Here is an 18934-nt window from a genome sequence, read left to right as displayed (position 1 = left end):
CCAGGCCATCGACCGGCTGGACCGGTTCGCCGTTTGCATTGACCAGCGAGAGCAGGGCCGGGCCGGGTGACGGACTGGCGAGGGTGAGGCCGGCTGGCAGGGTATCGACGACCTCGATGCCGTAGGCGATTTCGGTGCCGGTATTGATGACCTCCAGGGTGTAGGTGATGGGATCGCCGGGAACGAGGCCGGGGAAGTTGCCTTCGCTGGTGGCGGTCTTGATGAGCGCGATGTCGTTACCCGGAGTGCGGGTGGTGTGGTCGTCCTGGTTGTTGGAGGAATCCTCGTCGGGATCGGTGGTGGCGATGGCGACGACATTGGTCATGTTCACGCCGGCGGCGGGCAGCTGCGGGCTGCCGTTGTTGGGGCGGATGGCATCGACGGTGACGGTGATGGAGAGCGGGCCGGCTTCGCCGGGAAGGGCGCCGACGAGCCAGGAGATGTGGTTGACGATGGCGGGCGGTGTGGCGCTCCAAGCGCCGGATCCGGTCGGGTCGGTCGGATCGAACGCGGGCGCCGCGTTGCTGGGCGCGCCGCTGAAGTAGGCGGTGACGCCGGCCGGGGCGGTCTGGGAGACAAAGGTGACATCGGCCTCGCCATCGTTGGTGTCGTCCGGCAGGGTGTCGACGATGTAGACGTTCGCGGCGGGCTGGCGGGTGTTGTTGAAGTACTGGATGCTCCAGTTGAAGCGGTCGCCCGGATTGACGAAGGCCGGACCAGTCTTGAGGATGGCCGGGTCCGGATCGGGCGTGCGAACGTCGGCGTCGTCCTGATTGTTCGTATCATCGTCCTCGGGTGTATCGGTCCCGATCACGACGAGGTTGGGGAGGACGGTGTTCGGGTTGACGGTCCCATCGACCGCGGCCTGATACTGGATGAGGATGTCCCCCGACTGCGGGGGGAGCGTTCCTGCGGGCAGCCCCGTACGCGTGATGGCGTTGGCGGTGGCCGGGCTCCAGGTCAGGGTCTGGCCGGACACTGCCGGCTCGCCGAGGGTGTAGTTCGGGCTCAAGATCTGGGTGGAATTGGCCACATAGGTCAGCCCCGCCGGCAGCGTGTCCACGATCACCATGTTCTCGGCGGGCACGAGCCCGTCATTGGCGACGATCAGGGTGTAGTTGACCGTGTCACCCGGAACAGGCGTTGGCGGCTGCGCGACTTTGGTGACCCGCGTGTCGGCGTTGCGCACCTCGACCTCGTGCCGGTCGCGCGAACGCGTTGTTCCGAACGCATTGGCTGCCTCGCCCGCGACTCGATTCTGCAGGATGGTTCCCGACGGAATGTTGTCGTTCACCCGCACCCTCAGGACGATGGTCCCGCCCTCCGTGGTATGCAGTGACTCGTCTGCTCCGCGATAGCCGTTCGTCCCCGGGTTGTTGGCGATCTGGAAGGTCAACGTCGTCGTGCCGTCCGGATTCGCCACCACCGACGAGGGAACGAGCTGACTGTTGTTGTTCGCGGGGACGCCGTTGTTCAGCGCCTCTTCGTTCCATTCGTGCGTGGCCGACACAAACGTGATCCCGACCGGCAGCGTGTCGGTCACCACGGTGGTGGTGTTGTTGCCGCCGGAATTGTTGAAGTAGGTCACGACCCACTCGAACTCCTGACTCCGGGTCACAAAGGAGGGCCCCGTCTTGCGAACCAGGATTCCCGGAAGGTCGTTGATTGTGGTTACGACCTCGTTGCCGATCGCCTGGATCAGCTCGTCGGAGAAAATGCCCACGGTGTTGAAGTTCTGCGTGCCGACGGGCGAGCCGTCCGTGTTCGGGCCCGGGCCGTCGAGGTCGTTGCCGACGCGGAAGCCGACGGTATTGACCGTGCCGACCGGGTATTGCGGCGGGCTGATTGTGGCGTCATCCATCAGCCAGGCGATCCATCGGGTCTGGTTGCCGAATGGACTCGTCCAGTTGATGCCGGACTGGCTGCCCGGCGTGAAATGGGCCGCGATGGCCGCCGCGTCCAGCGGCTGCATGGCTGTCAGGAAGGCTGGTGGCAGGTTGTCCTCGTCGGAGAACCAGACCTGCTCGCCCTGAGGACCCGTGGCGCCGACGAAAACCGTCTCGTCGGGAATGCGGTCCACCACCCAGACGCCCTTAGCCGGACCCGTTCCGATGTTGCGCGCGGTCAGGGTGTAGTCAATGAATCCGCCCGAGGGAATCAGGTCCACGACATCGTTTTTGAACACGCGCAGGCCCGGCAAAAACCGCGCGGCGGCGGTGGCGGTATCGACGGCGTCCGCAACAGAACAAGGAACGGGGTCGGCACTGGCGCGGGCGGTGAAGGTCAATTGCTGGCCGAATTCCAGGCCGGCGGGCACGTTGACCGTCAGCGTGGCCGACGCCGTGGCGCCGGGGGCCAGATTGCCGAGATTGACCACAACCGTGCCGTTGGCCGGGTCGAACGACTGAATCGGACGATTGATGCCCGCGAAGGTCAGGTACTGCGGCACCGCGTTGATCGGGATCCGGGGCCAGCGGAGCTCCAGCAGCACGTTCTGGGCAATCGCGTTACCGTTGTTCCGGATGGTGGCTGCGAATTGCATCGGACCCGGCTCGTCGAGCAGGGACGGCGTCACGGTCGACGTCACGGAATGTGCCAGGATCGCCTTGTCGATGGAAACCCGTACCGGCTCGTCGTCGTGCGCGGCCAGCGGCGGATTAATGGCATCGGTTCCCGTGCCGTCAAAGCGCGTCAGCGCGTGGACACGGAATTGCCCGCGGTTGGTCACGAACTGATCCACGCAGGGGGTGGCATCCAGAATGTCGGCATCCACGACGACATCGAAAAAGGCCGTGCCCGATGTCGGCGCGCCGAGAACCCAGCCGGGCGCCGAACTGTCCAGCAGCGCGGGGTTGACGGCGCGAATCCAGACCGCCACCCATTTCACGTCGGCTGGATCGGCTGGCAGGGTTGTCGACCAGTCGGCGCCGAAGTTATTCCGATCCACCGGCAGGTTGTACGCTGGAGGCGTATCCCAATTACCCGGGTCGCTGGTGGAATAGAAGATCCGGGCATTGTCGGGATCCTGCAGCCACGGATCGGTGAACCACGCGCTTTTGAAGGTCGTGTTGTCGGGCACCCGGTCCAGGAAAACCGCGTCGTTCAGGGCCACGAGCCCGCTGTTGCTCACGCGCAGGGCAAAGGGGATGGCCTCGCCGGGCTTGACGTAGAGGAGCGGATTGTCGTCGCGTCCGCCGGTGATGCGGAAGGTACCCCCGACCCCATCGCCCTTGGCGAAAATGCCGGCGGGCGATTCATCCAGCGGCCATTGCACCGTCAGGTTGGCGGAGATGGGTGTGGTGCGGAAGGAGTCGAGAGTCGCGGTGTTGACATACTGGCCCGGCAAATGCCCGGCGCTACCGAGGTCGGCTTCATTCAGCATCTCGACGGAGAAGAACCCGGTCAATGTCGCGCCCGGCCCCAACGCGCCGATATCCCAATAGACGCTGTTGGGCGGGACGACCGTGCCGTTGACCGTGACGCCGGTAGCCGTATACTGGCCGCCCGTCGGGGACAGGTCGGCCACCGGGATGCCCGCCCCGCCAAAATTCGGATTGATCTTGCCGGTCAGGTCGTCGAGGTTGTCGAAGAGGACCGTCTGGTACATCGTCTCGCGGCCTTCGCCGGCCGGGAGGTTGCGCGCTTCAATCCGGAATCGATTCACCCCGCCTGGCTGGGTGTAGTTGCCGCTGGCCAGAGCGAAGATGCCGTCGGCGGCACGCTTCTGAATCTGGGGCGACGGTTGACTGCGGATGATGGTCTCGACCGGTGCGGAGACGGCGGGATCCGCATTGGCGGCGTCGGCCGAGGCCGTGTTCGGCTGCACCGAGCCGTCGAGTGTGCCGTTGCGCGTGCGTACGGTGAACAGCACCGTATCCGTCGTGCCCTCCGGCACCGCGCCCAGATCCCAGTAAACGCTGTTGGCCGGGATGTCGACGCCCTTGACCGTCATCGCAGTGGGCGTGAACTGACCGCCCTTGGTGGCCGAGACAAATGTGACGTTGTCGTTCTGGCCGAAATCGGCCGGGTAGGTCATCGCCGGCAGGGTGTCCCACACCACCAGATCCGTCGCTCCGACGAAGGCCACGGAATAATTGATCCGGTAGTTGATCTGCTGCCCCGCCTGCACCTCCTCGGGGGCCTTCTTGTTCAGCAGGATGAATGACTTCGGTGTCCAGGTCACATTGAGCTGCGAGACCGTCGGGCGCGTTGCGCCGGCGGTGAGGGTGACGCGCACGCGCAGCTCGGGATAGGTGGCGGCAGACAGGCTGCTCAGGTCGATGGGACCGGCGTAGTTGACCGGGCCGCCGAGGAGGACGGTATCCGCCGGGTCCAGCACTTCGACCTGGAGGTCGCCGACGGCGGAGTAGTTGGCCTGGAGCGTGAGGGCGCCCCAGGCGCTGAAGCTGTTGGGCCTGATGGTGACCGTGCGATAGGAGCCGCTGGCCTGCCCGCTCTCGAGCTGAACGATGCCGGCTGCGGTGTTGACTTCCGTCTGCGCGACCGACGCGACGCCGAGGCTGTCGTTGTAGTCATCGGTCCAGGTGCCGGCGTTGTTGTCGATCACCGGCGCGGCATGGAGGGAGAGCCCGGCCCCGACCAGCAAGGCCATGAGCCCGACAAAAACCGCTTGAGGTATTGTTTTTGCGCGCATCGTCATGTCCGCCACCGGTGACTACAGCAACACCCTGACACCGGCGCCTATAGGAGCCCGACACCAAGATAAACCCTGGCGGAGGGTAGCTCGCTGCGTAGGCGAGAACAAGTGATGTCGGATCGTGGCATTGGGGTCAGTGCCTTAGCCGCCGATTGGATCAGCCACGGACTCCTTAGAGGAGCTTCACCAGGGCCGCGATGGCGGCAACCTGGGCGAACATGAGCGGGACGATCCACTTCAGCAGGTCGATCTTGGTGCGCGCGATCTCGCCGCGGACCCGCTCGATGTCCAGCTTGAGATCGGCACGCACCTGCTCGATGTCCGCTTTGAGATCGGCCCGGACTTGCTCGATGTCCGCTTTGAGATCGGCCCGGACTTGCTCGATCTCCTGTTGCAGGCGTAGCTCGGTCTCGCGCAGATCGGCACGCACCTGCTCGATGTCGGCTTTGAGATCGGCCCGGACTTGCTCGATCTCCTTTTGCAGGCGTAGCTCGGTCTCGCGCACATGGCCCCGGGTCGCCAGGTCGGGCAGATGCGGATAGCGTTCGTCCAGACGCTCGAAGGCCTCGGCGATCACGCGCGCCCGTGCGCGCTCGTCGGGGGCCGCGGTCAGGGCGTCGTATAGGGCGACAACGGAGGTCATGGCCATACTATGCAACCAAGCGAGATCGAAATAAAGAATGGTTTCATGATGCGTGAGACGCCTCTTCCATCAATCCGCTCGCCCGCAAAACCCGCCGCTGCACCGCTTGTTCCAGGACCTGATCCCCGCCAGGCTGCGCTAAAGTCAGGTGTGCACGTGCGCGTGTGATGCCGGTGTAGAGCAGCTCGCGCGTGAGGATCGGGCTGAGTGTCTCGGGCAGGACCAGGCCGGCGTGGCTGAATTCGGAACCTTGGGATTTGTGAACGGTGAGCGCATAGACGGTCTCGACCGCCTGGAGGCGGCTGGGAAGGATCCATTTGATGCCGTCCTGGCCGTCGCCCGCGTGGAAGGCGACGCGGAGCGGCCGGTCCCGATCGCCTGGTGCGGGGCGGATCAAGGTGATGCCGATGTCGCCGTTCATGAGCCCCAGGCCGTAATCGTTGCGGGTGATCAGGACGGGACGGCCGATATACCAGCCGCTACTGGCCGGGATGAGCCCCGCATCGTGCAGCAGGGCGGCAATGCGCTGGTTGAGACCCTCGACGCCCCAGGGTCCGCGGCGCAGGGCGCAGAGACATTGGAACGCGCCGTGAGCCTGCAGAACCTCGCGTGCCCAGGCGTCGTAGGCCGACGGATCGGCGTCTCGAGCGGGTTGGCCTTCTCGCAGGGTATCGAGGTAATGGCGGTAGCCGTGTCGCGGCGTGGCGGCATAGGCCTGTTCTTTCCGCGCTACGTCCTTGGGCTGCGGATCGACCGACGAGGTCGCCGCGCCGTCGACGATCAGCGAGCGGAAGGCCGCATCGTCGGTACCGTGGAGCACGACGAGGGCGAGGTCGGCATACCCGCGTGTCCAGAGGTCGCGGACCTTGACAGGATCACCTGCGTTGACCGCCTCGGCGAGTTGCCCGATGCCGCTGTCGGCTGAAAAGCGGTGACTGTGCCGCAGCATCACGACGGACTGATCGAGCGCCGTGCCGGCGGGATCGACGAGGTCCGCGGGGATGTGCTCGCCGGTCGCGCGCTCCAGCCAGTCCCGGGTACTCGGGGTGTAGTGGCCTTCGCGGGCACGACCGCAGAGCTCCCCGAGTACGGCGCCGGCCTCGACCGAGGCGAGCTGGTCCTTGTCGCCGAGCAGGATGAGGCGCGCGTTCGCCGGCAGGGCGTCGAGGACGGCGGCCATCATCTCCAGATCGACCATGGATGCCTCGTCGATGACCAGCACATCGAGCGCCAGCGGATTGCCGGCATGGTGGCGCAAGCGGCGGGTGTCCGGGCGACTGCCGAGCAGGCGGTGGAGCGTGCTCACGGTGACGGGGATGGCGGCGCGCACGGCCTCGCCGTTCCTCAGGTCGGCGAGCGGCAGGCTTGCGACCGCGGCAGCGATGGACTCGTTCAGACGTGCAGCGGCCTTGCCGGTGGGTGCCGCCAGGCGGATCCGCAGTGCGCGCTGCGGCCGTCCGGCAGAGGTCTGATCCGGTGGCAGCTCGGCGAGCGCAAGGGCTTGCAGTAGCGCCAGGAGTCGGACCACGGTCGTGGTCTTCCCGGTGCCGGGGCCGCCGGTGATGATGGCGAAGGCGCTGCGCGCGGCGAGCGCACACGCGAGCTTCTGCCAATCGGTGCTCCGGTCCGGTGTCGAGCCGGGCGGGAAGAGACGCTCGAGCAGAGGGCGCATGGACGCGATCGGGAGGGCGGACTGCAGGGCTTCGGAGCGCACCGAGCGGGCGTCGATACCGGCGCGCACGGCCTGCTCGTATCGCCAGTAGCGGCGTAGATAGAGTCGCGGACCGACCAGGACCAGCGGTGTGTCGCCGACGCCCCGGCCGACCAGATCGGGATGGGCGAGCGCGGCCTGCCAGTCGTGCAGTGTCAGTCCGTCCAGCACCTCGGCGGGATGCGGCGGGATATCGGTCGCCCCGGCGTCGGCACCCTCGGGGGGCAAGGACAGGGCGAAGGTCGGATCCTTCAGCGTGGCCTCCAGGTCGAGACAGGCGTGGCCGCGACCGAGCTGATGGCTGGCGAGAGCCGCGGCGAGGATCAGCAACGGCGGCGCATCCGGCACCTCGCGGCGGAGGAAATCCACGAAGGCGACATCGAGCGCGCGCAGCCAGTCGTGCTCGGCCCAGCGTGCGAGGAGTCTGTCCATGTGCGCCCGTTGAGCGTCTCGAGCCCCGGGAGCCTGCGCGGCTTGCATCGTCCGATCCCGGCTCATGATCGCCCCTCCTCCGCCTTGCGCGCGAAGCAGCGATCCAATGCCTCGATCAGCTCGCGCGGCGGACGCTCGGCGTGCAGGCCCCGGCTGGGCGACTCGATTCCGCGCAGGAAGAGATAGAGGGCGCCGCCGACGTGGCGGTCGTAGTCGTAGTCCGGCAAGCGAGCCGTGAGCAGCCGATGCAGCGCGAAGAGATAGAGGACGTATTGGAGCTCGTAGCGCGCGTGCAGTATCTCGGCGCGCATGGCCTCCGGTGTGTAGGCCGCGGCGTCCGGGCCGAGCCAGTTGGATTTGTAGTCGGCCACGTAGAAACGGCCTTCATGCTGGAAGACCAGATCCATGAAGCCCTTGATCATGCCGTTGAGGCGAGCGGCTTGGAGCGCCGGACGGGGCGCGCGCTCGAGTGTGTAGGTACAGACCAAGCGATCGATCTCGCCGGTGTCGGCATGGTGGGCGGCGAGCCAGAATTCCATCTCGGGCACGGCGCCGCTCAGGTCGACGAGACGCAAGGCGGTGGCCGGAAGCCCGCCCATCGCGGGCACGGGCAACCGCATCGCCAAAAAGGACTCCAGCCAGGCCGTGAGCGGATCGATCCATCGGGACCAACCGCGCACCTGACAGCGTCGTGCGATGGTGTCGCGCAGTCGCACCGGATCGGCGGCGGTCTCGGCGAAACTCGGGTTGGCGGCCCATTCGAGAAGATCATGGAGGAATGTGCCCGCCTCCGGCCCGCGCGGGAAGGCGTGGATGGTTCCGGCGGCGGGCAGTCGATGGCTTGCATCGCTGCTCGACGGCGAGTGAGACAGCGCGGCGCCCGGTGCGGCCGCTTGCGCGGCCTGCAACTCCCGGAACCGATCCTCGGTCGCCGTATCGGCAGGCGGCCGGGCCGCCGTCTGGGCCTCCGTCTGAATCGGCATCGCGGGCCGCGCGGGGTCGCCGTCGGCAACGGTGCGCAGGGCCGAATAGCTGGCGATCCACCAAGGCTCGCGCACGACGGGGACCGATGTGCGCGCCGGCCCGAGACGGCGTGCCGGACCGGCCGGGACGAAGCGGTCCCCTGATGCATCGGGTGGGGCATCGGGCGAAGGCTCGCGCGCCTGGACCACGGCGATCGACGGACAGTCGCCGCGCAGGTCCTCGAGTGCCTGATCCAAACCATCGGGGGACAGCACGGCGCCGCCGCCCAACAGATACCCGAAGGCGCCCTGCTCCAGACCGGACAGCGGCGCGAGACCAAGCCAAGTGGCATGGCGGGCGCGGGTCAGGGCGACATAGAGCTTGCGCAGATCCTCGCCCAGACGCTCGCGGTCGGCCCGTTCCAGGATCTCGTCATCGGGGCAGAGCCCGAGCTGCAGGCGACCCTGCGCATCGTGCCATTTGAGCGGCAGGTCTTCTTTCGTAATCTGCCGATGATCGGCAGCGAACGGCAGGAAGACCAACGGGTATTCGAGTCCCTTGGATTTATGGACCGTCACCACCTGCACCAGATCGGCGTCGCTCTCGAGACGGATCTGGCGAGCATCGCCGCCCGCACCGCGGTTTGCATCCCGGCACTGCTCGGCGAGATGGCGGATGAGCGCATGCTCGCCGTCGAGCAGGACGCTGGCCTGCTGCAGCAGCTCGGCGAGATGCAGCAGATCGGTGAGAATGCGCTCCCCGTCGAACCCCGAATCCGGCCCTGCTTCGAAGCCCGATCCGGCCTCGCGAGCAAGCAGCCGGGCGGGGACGTCGAAGTCGTTGAGCAGGCGCCGCAGCATGGGCAGCACGCCTTGGCGGCGCCAGGTGTCGCGATAGGCCCGAAACTGGAGCACGCGCGACTCCCAGGCGAGCTCGTCGTGATTAAGACGATCGAGCTCCGGCCAGCTCAGGCCGAGTGTGGCGGTGGCCAACGCGGCGCGCACCAGGCTGGTGTCGTCGGGCTCGGCACAGGCGGCCAGCCAACGTTGTAGCTCGCCGGCCTGCGGGCTCTGGTAGACCGAGTCCCGGTCGGAGAGATAGACGCTGCGCACACCGCGTTGCGCCAGGGCGCGGCGGATGATCGCCGCCTCCTTGCCGGTGTTGACCAACACGGCCAGATGCGCCGGGCGCAGAGGCTTGGGCGCGCCGTCGCCGACGAATGCCGCTTGCTCGGTCTGCCCGAGGTTGAGCAGACGCGCCATCTCGGCAGCACACACCTCCGCGATCCGACGACGATAGGCGTCCTTGCTCAGCGCTTTCCCCGAATCGTTGGCCGGCAGCCAACAAGCGGTGAGCGCCGGCAGCGGTTCGCCGTCTATGAGCAGCGCGTCCTTGCGCCCTTTTGCGTCCGCCGCAATGAATGGCACCGGATTGTCGGTCTCGGTGCGGAAGAGGAAGGCGCCGGCCCCGGACGCTCGGGTCTCGGCCGCCTCGAAGCAGCGATTGGTCGCGGCGACCATGCCGGGCGTGGAGCGGTAGTTCCGCTTCAGGGTGTAGAGACGGCCGGCACAGTCTCGGCGGGCGGCGAGATAGGTGTAGATGTCCGCGCCGCGGAAGGCATAGATGGCCTGCTTGGGATCCCCGATGAGGACGAGCGCGGTTGCGGGGTCGTTCTCCGAGACCCGGTAGACGGCGTCGAAGATGCGGTACTGCACCGGGTCGGTGTCCTGGAACTCGTCGATCAGGGCGACAGGGAACTGGCGGCGGATGATCTCGGCCAGACGCTCGCCGTTGGGGCCCTGAAGTGCAGCATCGAGCCGGGTCAGCAGGTCGTTGAAGCCCATCTGGGCGCGGCGGGTCTGCTCGGCGGCGAAGCGGTCGGCGACCCAGCGCGCCGCGTGGCGCAGAAGGGCTGAGCGTGGGGTGGGAAGATCGGCCAGCGCGGGTTTGAGGTCGGCGATCGCCTCGAGTGCGGGGTGACCGGGCCGATCACCCGTCTTCCAGGCATCGGCCAGACCCGCGGGCGTGAGACGCTCCCAGCCGGTCTTCAGATCGAGCGACTCGACAGCAGGGTCGGCGGCCCAGTCCCGTAGCGCCTTCAACCAGGGGGTGTAGAAGCGCTTTTGCAACTTGGCGCGCTTGTTGTCGACGGCGTCGTCCAGAAGCGCCTGAAGCTCGTCCGCCCAGGCGGCCCAAGGTGCCTTGAGCTCGGCGAGACGCTCCGCCTTCTCCGTGCGGACGGCCTTGAGCGCGATGGCCGGCTCGGCCGCGGGGTCAAGCCGATCGGCATGCTCGACGAGCGATCGGGCGGACCCTTGCAACGCCTCCGGATCGGACCACCACTGACGCACCTCGGCGACCGACTCGGGCTCGAGCGGGATCATGAAGGTCCGCCAATAGTCGCGCACCACCTCGGCGAGCAGATCGCTCTGATCGGTTTCGAGGGTCTGGGTGAAGTGACTGTCGCTGTCGAAGGCATGCTCGCGCAGCATCCGGTTGCACCAGCCGTGGATGGTCGAAACGGCGGCCTCGTCCATCCATTCGGCGGCCAGCTGGAGCTTGCGCGCGCAGGCCGGCCAGTGCTCGGGCGGGCATTCGGCACGCAGGTCATGCAGTGGATCCTCCCCCGCGGGGCGCGCGGCGATGTCGTGCGGCTTGGCGCGAAAGGCCATCGCCGCCTCGGCCAGACGCCCGCGGATGCGGTCCCGCAGCTCGCGCGTGGCGGCCTCCGTGAAGGTGACGACCAGGATCTCGGGCGGGGTGAGGGCGCGGGGAGCGATCTCCTGTGCCTCTTGGGTCGCGTCGTTCGGCACGCCGCGGCCGAGCACCAAGCGGACATAGAGTGTCGCGATGGTGAAGGTCTTGCCCGTGCCCGCACTGGCCTCGATCAGGCGGCTGCCGTAGAGGGGGAAGCGCAGCGGATCCAGGGCATCGGAGCCCGTGGGTCGGGCTTCGGCCCGACGCGAGACCGGTTCGATATCCACCTGCTCGGACGTCGGGGTCGCCGTCGTTCGGCCATGCGCGGGACTCATGCGGCGGCTCCGGTTGCGTGCGGTGCGGCTGGCCGGTCCGGCTTCTTCGTGTCGTCGGCATGCATCGCGGTGTAGAGCGGGCGCAGCAGGCTCTCGGCCAGCTCGGCGAATTCACCGCTCGCGCAGAGTGCATCGAAGTCCGGATAGGCGCGTGCGAGATAGGGATCGGTCGCGACCTCGCCGGTTTGCATGAAGCCACCCTCGTAGGTCGTGCGGGCCTTCGACGCATCGCCGGCCTTGAGCCACTCGAACGCGGTCTTCGCGGCGAGCGGGAGCGGACGGCACATGGCGAGCTGCCAGGCCGCCAGCAGCGCGGTCAGGTGTGCCTTCGCATGCTCGACCGGCAGTGGTTTGAGCTCGACATCGCCAGCCTTGCTGAGGACCAGCGTGGTGAGGGGGCCGCCGGCCAGATGCAGGGCCAGATGCGCGATCCAGTACCGGATGAGCTTCTCGCCGCGATAGTGGTTGTTCGTCGTCAGGTCGCTCGCCTCGATGAGGACGCGTCCTCGGAGGCCCTCGGCATCGGTGCGGATGCCGCCGACCCAATCCGCCAGCTCGGGAACGGGCTGCGGAAGATCGGCTTGAAACCGGCTCTCCTCTTCATCATCGAGAGGATTTGGCCAGCGCACGAGAGCATCGCGATATCGCTCGAAAAGGGCATCCATCGGTTCGACCAGCTCGACGGCGAAGGCCTCGCCGAAGCCACCCGGCGCGAGATCGCCGCGCCGTCGGATTCGATCGAGGCGGCTCTCGCGCGCCGCGGCGATCGGCTCGCCGTGCGCCAGCGCTTGCTCCTGAACACGGATCAGCTCGTCTTGCAGCTGCCAGCGGGCGAGCGGCTCGAGCGTGAAGGGCTCTTGATCCTCGCTCGTCGGATCTTCGAGTTCGAAAAGGACCCCGAGCCGCTGGCGGAAGAAGGCCTTCACCGGCGCCTTGAGGACATCGACGAGGTCGCGGAGCGCGAGCGGCTCATCGCGGGGCAGCGGCGGCAATGCGGCCGCGGGCGCTTGCGGTGCTCCGTCCGGGCAACGCGGCTGAGCGGCATCGAGGGGGCGCCACTCGCGGGCATAGGTGAAGAGCTGGGCGGCACTTGCCTCAGACTCCGGGGGAAAATAGGCGGGGCTGAAGGGCTGGAGCGGATGCTCCACCGTGAGCGCATCCAGGAGGGCCCGACCCGGATCGATCGCGCGCGTCTCCTCCGACATCCCCGTGTCGCCCGCCAGCCGCCAACCGACGGCAAGATGATCGCGCAGCTGGGCGACCAGGACCGCGGGCGGTCGCACGCCGTTGTCGGTGATGCTGCGCCCGACCCAGGAGATGTGGAGATGGTCCCGCGCCGAGAGCAGGGCCTCGAGAAAGAGATAACGGTCGTCCTCGCGCCGCGAGCGGTCGCCGGGTCGGTAGTCTCGGCCCATGAGGTCGAAGTCCATCGGGATGCGGGTGCGGGGATAGTCGCCGTCGTTCATACCCAGAAGGCAGACCCGGCGGAAGGGGATGGCCCGCATCGGCATCAGGGTCGCGAAGGTCACGGCGCCGGCGAAGAAGCGTTGCGACAGGCCGCCGTCGTCGAGCTGGGAGAGCCAATACTCGCCGACGACCGACAGGGGTAGCTCCTCGGCAAGCGCGGCCTCGTCGCAGGCCTCCTGCCATGCTTGCAGGGCGGCGTCGAGCTGCATGAGGGTGAAGGCCTCGGCGCTGTCGGCGGCGTCGAAGAAATCCGCCATGAGGGTACGCAGACGCGTGCACCAGTCGGCGACGGTCGCGGGCGCGCGCAAGGTCCGCCAGGTGACATCCAGACGCTCGATGAGCCGCACGAGCGGGCCGAGAAGGACCGCATCCAGACCGCCGATCTCGTCGAACGGCTCGATCCCCTGCCATGCCCCTTCGTCGCCGCCGGCACCGACCGCATACCCGAGCAGCATCCGGCGCAGGCCGAACAGCCAGGTGTGTTGAGCATCGGCATCGAGTTGACTCGGCAGATCGAGGCTCGCGCGCTGCTCGGCGTGCAGACCCCAGCGGATATTGGCCCCGCGGATCCAGCGATGGAGCCGCGGAAGGTCCGTCTCTGCGATCCCGAAGCGCCGGCGCAGTGCCGGGGCTTCGAGCAGATCGAGCACATCGCTGACCGCCAGACGCGATCGGGGCAGCTCGAGCAGCTTCGCAAGGGCCTGGATCAAAGGTTCAGTCGCGCGTTGGCCTTGATCCGCGACGCTGTAGGGGATGTGGCGAGGGTCATCGCGATCGATGAGACCGAACACCGCCTGGATGTGCGGCGCGTAGATGTCGATGTCCGGCACCATGACGATGATGTCGCGGGGTGTCAGGGTCCTGTCTGCATTGAAGGCGGCGAGCAAGACGTCGTGCAGGATCTCGACCTCGCGCTGGGGGCTGTGGGCGATATGAAAGCGGATGGAGGCATCGCCCGTCGAAGGGACCTCCGGCCAATGCGTGAGTGTCTCTTTGAGCGGGCGCAGATCGCGGATGTCGTCCTGGAGCTGCTCAAGCACCGAGTCGGCCTCTTGCGAGGCGTCGAACAGATCGATCCGCTGACCGATGGCATTGAACCGCCCGCGATAGCCCGCCCGAGCCGCCTCGTCGTCATGCTCGTCGAGCAGACCGATGAAGTCGCGGCCCTGCTTCCCCCAGGCCGCGAGCAGCGGGTGGGCGTGCAGGTGCATCCGTTCCTCGGACAGATCCGCCGGCATGCCGTCGCGGCGCCGCTGACGGGTGCGCTCGGCGCGCAGCAGATCCTTGTCGGCGACGATGTCGGCCCAGTAATGCTCGCAGGGGTTGTGGACGCACATGAGGACCTGGGTCCAGCGCGCCATCCCGGCCAGCACCTCCAGGGACTGACGCGGTAGACTGGAGATCCCAAAGACCATGACCCGACGCGGCAGGCCTCGCGGGTGCGTGCCTTCAGGCCAGTCGGACGCACGTCGGAGGAACGCCTCGTGGACGCCGGCTCGACCGATGCCGGCCCCCTGCTCCCGCGCATCGCCGTCTCCCTTCACATCCGCCAGCAGGGCACGCCAGAGTCCGGTCTGCCAGCACTGTTCGTCCGGCAAGGGTACGCGAGCTCCGCGCGCCTCGATCAGCACGTCCTCGCCGTTGCCCCAGGCGTCGAGCCAGTCAGCGCGATAGACCTGATACTGGTCGTAGAGATCGGCCAGACGCTCGGCGAGCTGGAAACGTTTTCGCAGATCGGCATCTGACTGCAGGAAGCGGCGCAGCGGCATGTATTCGGGCCGAGTCAACAGCTCGGGCAGGAGCCGCATCAGACGCCAGACCAGGCGGGACTTGTCGAAGGGCGAGATCTCCGGGACCGCGTCGGCGCCGAGCACGGCCCGGTAGACACGCCAGAGAAATCGCGCAGGCAGCGAGATCTCGAGCGCCGCGGCGATGCCGAGGCCCCGCTCGCCGGCGACAAACTCACCCGAGCCCGGATCGGCATCGGCGGCGAGCGCAAGTTTCAGCCACTGCGCGATACCGTTGCTCTGTACCAGAACGATCTCGTTCTCGAGCGGGCCCAACGGATACCGCGCCATCCATTCCACCAGAAGATCGCGCAGATCTTCAGGGCGGTTGCCGTGGACAAGCATCAGGCCGGGTGTGAGGGCGCTTGCAGTCACGTCGAGCTCCATGCAACGGTGAACAGCGCCCATTGTGCGCGAAGGGCGGCCGAACCGCACCCGCCTTCCTCATCGAGGCCGCCCAGGCGGATGCGGTCCGCATGCGCGGGGCGTCCAATGCGACGAAACGTCCGCGAGTGCTCGGTATACACTAGCGGAGCAGCGCAGAGATTCCGAAACCGTCCGAGATCATTTTCGACACATCTGCCGTGCTGCACTTGCGCCTCGCCGACGCGCTCCGACCCGACCTCCTTCCTTCAGCCTCGTTGCCGACAGACCCGATGGATCATCTCGCAGTAGACACCGCACCGGTGGAGGCCGCCGGACTCTTCAACGAAACCTTCTTCCTGAAGCTCGGGTTCTCCTTCATGGTCGGGCTGGCGCTCGGGTTTGCGCTGAAGATGGCCTTCAAGCTGGTGCTGCTCGTCGTCGGCCTCATCCTGCTCGGGGTCTTTGCCTTGCAGTATGCCGGCATTCTGGACGTGAACTGGTCCGGCCTGGAGATCCACTACGACGGCTGGGTCGAGTGGCTCACGGTCAATGGAGGCGCCTTTTTCGACTTCATCGGCGGCAACCTGACGAGTGCGGCATCCTTCACGGCCGGCTTGGTGATGGGCTTCAGGCTTTAGGTAATTTCGGCAAGGATCTACCAGCGTGTAGGTGCGAATTTATTCGCATGCAAAGCACTTTAGGTCTTCCGGTCATGCGCAGTCCGGATGCCTGTTCTCGGAAATCGCCTTAGGCGGGGAGCAAACGGAGCTCGCCCGGCCCGAGTCCGGAATCGGCTCAGTCGCCGAGCGGCTTCGAGCCAAGGGCGCGATTGATCTCGGCGAGACGCACGGTGCGATCGAACAAGGGCTCGAGCGCCGCATCGTGACTCACGAAGATCAAGCTCATCCGCGTCTCGGCACACTCCCGAAACAGCAGTCGAATAAAGGCTTCGCGACGATCCGAATCGAGCGCGGAGGTCGGCTCGTCGGCGATCAGGATCTCGGGCGAACCCATGAGCGCACGCGCCGCGGCGACGCGCTGTTGCTGCCCGACCGAAAGCTCGGTGACGGGCCGTCTTGAGCGCGCGGGCTCGGCCATATCGAGATGATCGAGCAAACGCAGCGCCTCCTCCTCCAGACACCGCGCAGAGCGCCCGCCGCAGTCGGCGCGCTCGAGCACGCGCGCCCGACGCAGCCGCGAGAAGCGGCAGGGCAAGGTCACGTTCTCCACCAGCGACAGATAAGGGATCAGATGTTCAATCTGAAAGACGTAGCCGACATGGTCGGCCCGGAAATGATCGCGCCGGACGGCACCCATGCGCTCCAGCGGCTGCCCGAGCATGCGCAGGCTCCCCCGCTCGGCCTTGACCACACCGGCTAGAAGACTCAGCAGCGTTGTCTTTCCGCTGCCGCTCGGTCCCTCGATGAAGACGCGCTCGCCCCGCGCGATCTCGAGGTGGTCGATGGCGAGCACGGCCGGCGCCCCGCGGCGCCATCGGAAGGCCAGATCGCGGATCTCGATGACCGGAGAAGGGTTTCCCCCGGGTTCTCCAAGGTCCCCCGGGGTTCCCAACGTCCCAACCGAGAGGGTCATGTGCCAACTCCCCAGACTCGTTTCGTAGAGCGGTCCTTGGATGCCTGGGTCAAGGATACCTTGGATCGGTATCGTCACTCACCCGAGTCGATCCCCGCCGACGCAGATGCTTGGCTGTGCGCCCGAGAAGGCCCTGGCCCGATCCCCGGGCTATGTCTGCGGCTTTGGCTACGAAGAGCGGGCCGACGATGCGATACAACCTTTGGGCGATGAAAGGACGATATGACAACTGACGGTGCTTCGGACTGGGGATGCTTCAGTTGATGCCCTTAAACGGATTGCGCACGATTAGACGCCCCTCGATACATTGGTCATGCTGAAGGTCCTCGGAATACAGCACGGGACAATCCGCGACTAATGCGCTACTGACGACCAGCGAATCCCACAGCGAAAAACCATAGCGGTTCTTGATGGCGTGTGCCTGGCGAATGATCGGCACCGAGACCGGAATCACGCGGCAGTGCTCGATCATGGCTTCAAGGCTGCTCTGTATCCACGAAGGGCTCACCGTTCATGCAGTGCATCCCGATCGAAGATCGCCCGTTCATCGACCTTGAAGGTCCGATACCGAGGACCTGCTGTTTCTGTAAACGGCGCGACCTTTTCATCCATGGGCAAGATAATGACCTCTACGCGGCGATGCTGAAGCTCGGGGGGAAGGTCGATGCGCAGCTGCTCGGCTGCATCATCGAAGACCTGGCGGATGGCATTCATTACGTTTACCTCTTTTGTGCAAACCCCAAGGCGGGATGATACCGCCAACCATGCGATTACCCTCGGAAAAGCCGTCCGGCTTGGGTGCAACACCTTTTTCGGACAGCTTGGGCCTTACCTCGCCTTTGCTAGGTCTGCTCCCATGAACCAGGGTAGTAATCGTCATCAAGCAGCGACGTCGCCTGGTAGGGACAGTGCGCCGGGAAGGTCTCCGGGGGCCGGCGCGTTTCCTTGCTGGCCAGGTCGACCGCATCCGGATAGGTTGCGGCGATGGCCTCGGCAAGGATCGATTTCAGCCCGGGCGATTGACGCAGCAGTACAACAAGGCGTTTGCGTTGTTCGACGATGGTCGCGCGCCAGCTATCGCCTTTAAACTCGCGCCAGCGCTCGGAGAGGGTTTGGTACTGGAACTCCCATTTCAATAAGTGAGCGATCAGAATCAATAATCGGCTTTCCAATTCACGTCGATCGCTCTTAATCATGTCGCTGAGCTCTTCTAATAAATGCTCGATATCCAATTCGGCAAAGCGACCGGCGCGAAGCAGTTCGACATGGCGGGCCGCCCAGGCGGCATAGTCGGTTTGATAAAGCGTGCTGAGCTTAGTCATATCGTTGTACTCGCCTGATTAAACAATCATATCAGCGAAAATCGGGGCGGTGAGTGGTCAGTCAAGCGTCAAGCCGCATCGGTGTTTTGAGTAGGTCTGCAGGGGTCGGGGTCTTGACTCGTGACTCTATCACATCACCTCGTGCCGGACGGACGGGAGCGGGGGTCGGTCGGGTCTTTCCTTTTGCCCGTCAGGACAGATGAAACAACGCCGAAACCCAGGAGCGGACGCAGCAAAAAAACCTCAACCACATGATTAAAAATATTTTTCACCTAAACCGCGCCAACTCCTACAGCGTTTGTCGCTCAGCGTCTCGCAGCCCTAAAACCGTCCGGCGCAATATCGGCGCGGTTTAAAGCGGCACGAAGGTCACGACAGGCGCACGCGGGGTGAGCTCCGCCCCGCCCTGCCCCTCCGCGGTCACGTACTGAAACAGGACACGCTCCAAGGCCGGAAAGCCCGAGAAGATTCCGAGCGCGGCGGAACCCAGGGCTTCGGGTCGATCGCAGGCGAAGCTGTAACGCACGACAAAGTCCGCGTGCCCGTCCTCGCCGTGATCGGCGTCGTGTTCGTGCGCGTGCTCCGCCTTGCGGCCTTGCCCGGCATCGGCAAACTCGGCGTCGATCTCCGCGGTCTCCAGCCGGCAGCCAGCCTCGATGTTCAGGCGGATCATGGCATCGCCGGCCTCCAGATTCTCCTTGGCCAGCGCGAGAGTGGCACGTTCATCGTCGGTTCGCGGTGCGCGTTCGAAACCGATCAGACTCGCCGCGGGGCTGGTCAGCTCGATCAGCACCTTGTCACCCTCGGCGGCAAGCGTCATGTGAGCCATCCCGTGGACATGCGCGCCCTGTCGACGCTGCTCGGTGTTCTCTGCCGGCACACTCGCGACGGCGAGACACATCGTGATTGCGGTCAAGGAGACGGTGTAGGTACGGATTCGATTCATACTGAGTCCTCGCGA

General features: G+C 66.1%; 11 protein-coding genes. 1 reads left to right on the top strand and 10 read right to left on the bottom strand.

Going from position 1 to position 18934, the window contains the following annotated elements:
* The 5 genes from VLR48_RS14545 to recC form a co-directional block, all read right to left on the bottom strand.
* The coding region (locus VLR48_RS14545) for a hypothetical protein (protein WP_325292483.1) at positions 1-4612 on the bottom strand (4612 nt) is incomplete at its 3' end.
* 217 nt (positions 4613-4829) lie between these two features.
* Positions 4830-5300: a DUF1640 domain-containing protein gene (locus tag VLR48_RS14540; protein WP_325292482.1), complete on the bottom strand. Its 471-nt coding sequence runs from the start codon at positions 5298-5300 to the stop codon at positions 4830-4832.
* A gap of 43 nt (positions 5301-5343) precedes the next feature.
* Complete coding sequence (recD, locus tag VLR48_RS14535) at positions 5344-7491, bottom strand: exodeoxyribonuclease V subunit alpha (RefSeq protein ID WP_414718613.1); 2148 nt, start codon at positions 7489-7491, stop codon at positions 5344-5346.
* Positions 7492-7505: 14 nt separating this feature from the next.
* Positions 7506-11438: an exodeoxyribonuclease V subunit beta gene (gene recB, locus VLR48_RS14530; protein ID WP_325292480.1), complete on the bottom strand. Its 3933-nt coding sequence runs from the start codon at positions 11436-11438 to the stop codon at positions 7506-7508.
* Complete coding sequence (recC, locus tag VLR48_RS14525; RefSeq protein ID WP_325292479.1) at positions 11435-15079, bottom strand: exodeoxyribonuclease V subunit gamma; 3645 nt, start codon at positions 15077-15079, stop codon at positions 11435-11437. Before recC ends, recB begins: the two co-directional genes overlap by 4 nt.
* A 269-nt stretch (positions 15080-15348) precedes the next feature.
* Between recC and VLR48_RS14520 the strand changes: the two genes are divergently transcribed.
* Positions 15349-15696: an FUN14 domain-containing protein gene (locus tag VLR48_RS14520; RefSeq protein ID WP_093029508.1), complete on the top strand. Its 348-nt coding sequence runs from the start codon at positions 15349-15351 to the stop codon at positions 15694-15696.
* Positions 15697-15853: 157 nt separating this feature from the next.
* Here VLR48_RS14520 and VLR48_RS14515 read toward each other — a convergent pair whose 3' ends face one another.
* From VLR48_RS14515 to VLR48_RS14495, 5 genes are all read right to left on the bottom strand, one after another.
* A complete protein-coding gene (locus tag VLR48_RS14515; RefSeq protein ID WP_325292478.1) occupies positions 15854-16651 on the bottom strand; it encodes an ABC transporter ATP-binding protein in 798 nt (265 codons plus the stop codon).
* A gap of 256 nt (positions 16652-16907) precedes the next feature.
* On the bottom strand, positions 16908-17123 hold the full coding sequence (locus tag VLR48_RS14510; protein WP_325292477.1) for a hypothetical protein: 216 nt from the start codon (positions 17121-17123) through the stop codon (positions 16908-16910).
* A gap of 32 nt (positions 17124-17155) precedes the next feature.
* Positions 17156-17365: a hypothetical protein gene (locus tag VLR48_RS14505; RefSeq protein WP_325292476.1), complete on the bottom strand. Its 210-nt coding sequence runs from the start codon at positions 17363-17365 to the stop codon at positions 17156-17158.
* 128 nt (positions 17366-17493) lie between these two features.
* Positions 17494-17973: a DUF29 domain-containing protein gene (locus VLR48_RS14500; RefSeq protein ID WP_325292475.1), complete on the bottom strand. Its 480-nt coding sequence runs from the start codon at positions 17971-17973 to the stop codon at positions 17494-17496.
* 352 nt (positions 17974-18325) lie between these two features.
* Positions 18326-18919: a DUF2796 domain-containing protein gene (locus VLR48_RS14495; RefSeq protein ID WP_325292474.1), complete on the bottom strand. Its 594-nt coding sequence runs from the start codon at positions 18917-18919 to the stop codon at positions 18326-18328.
* Positions 18920-18934 lie beyond the last annotated feature (15 nt).

Source organism: Thiocapsa sp., from assembly GCF_035467215.1.
Lineage (GTDB): Bacteria > Pseudomonadota > Gammaproteobacteria > Chromatiales > Chromatiaceae > Thiocapsa.
Note: the sequence above shows the minus strand (reverse complement) of the source record. Positions and strands in the feature narration are given on the sequence as shown.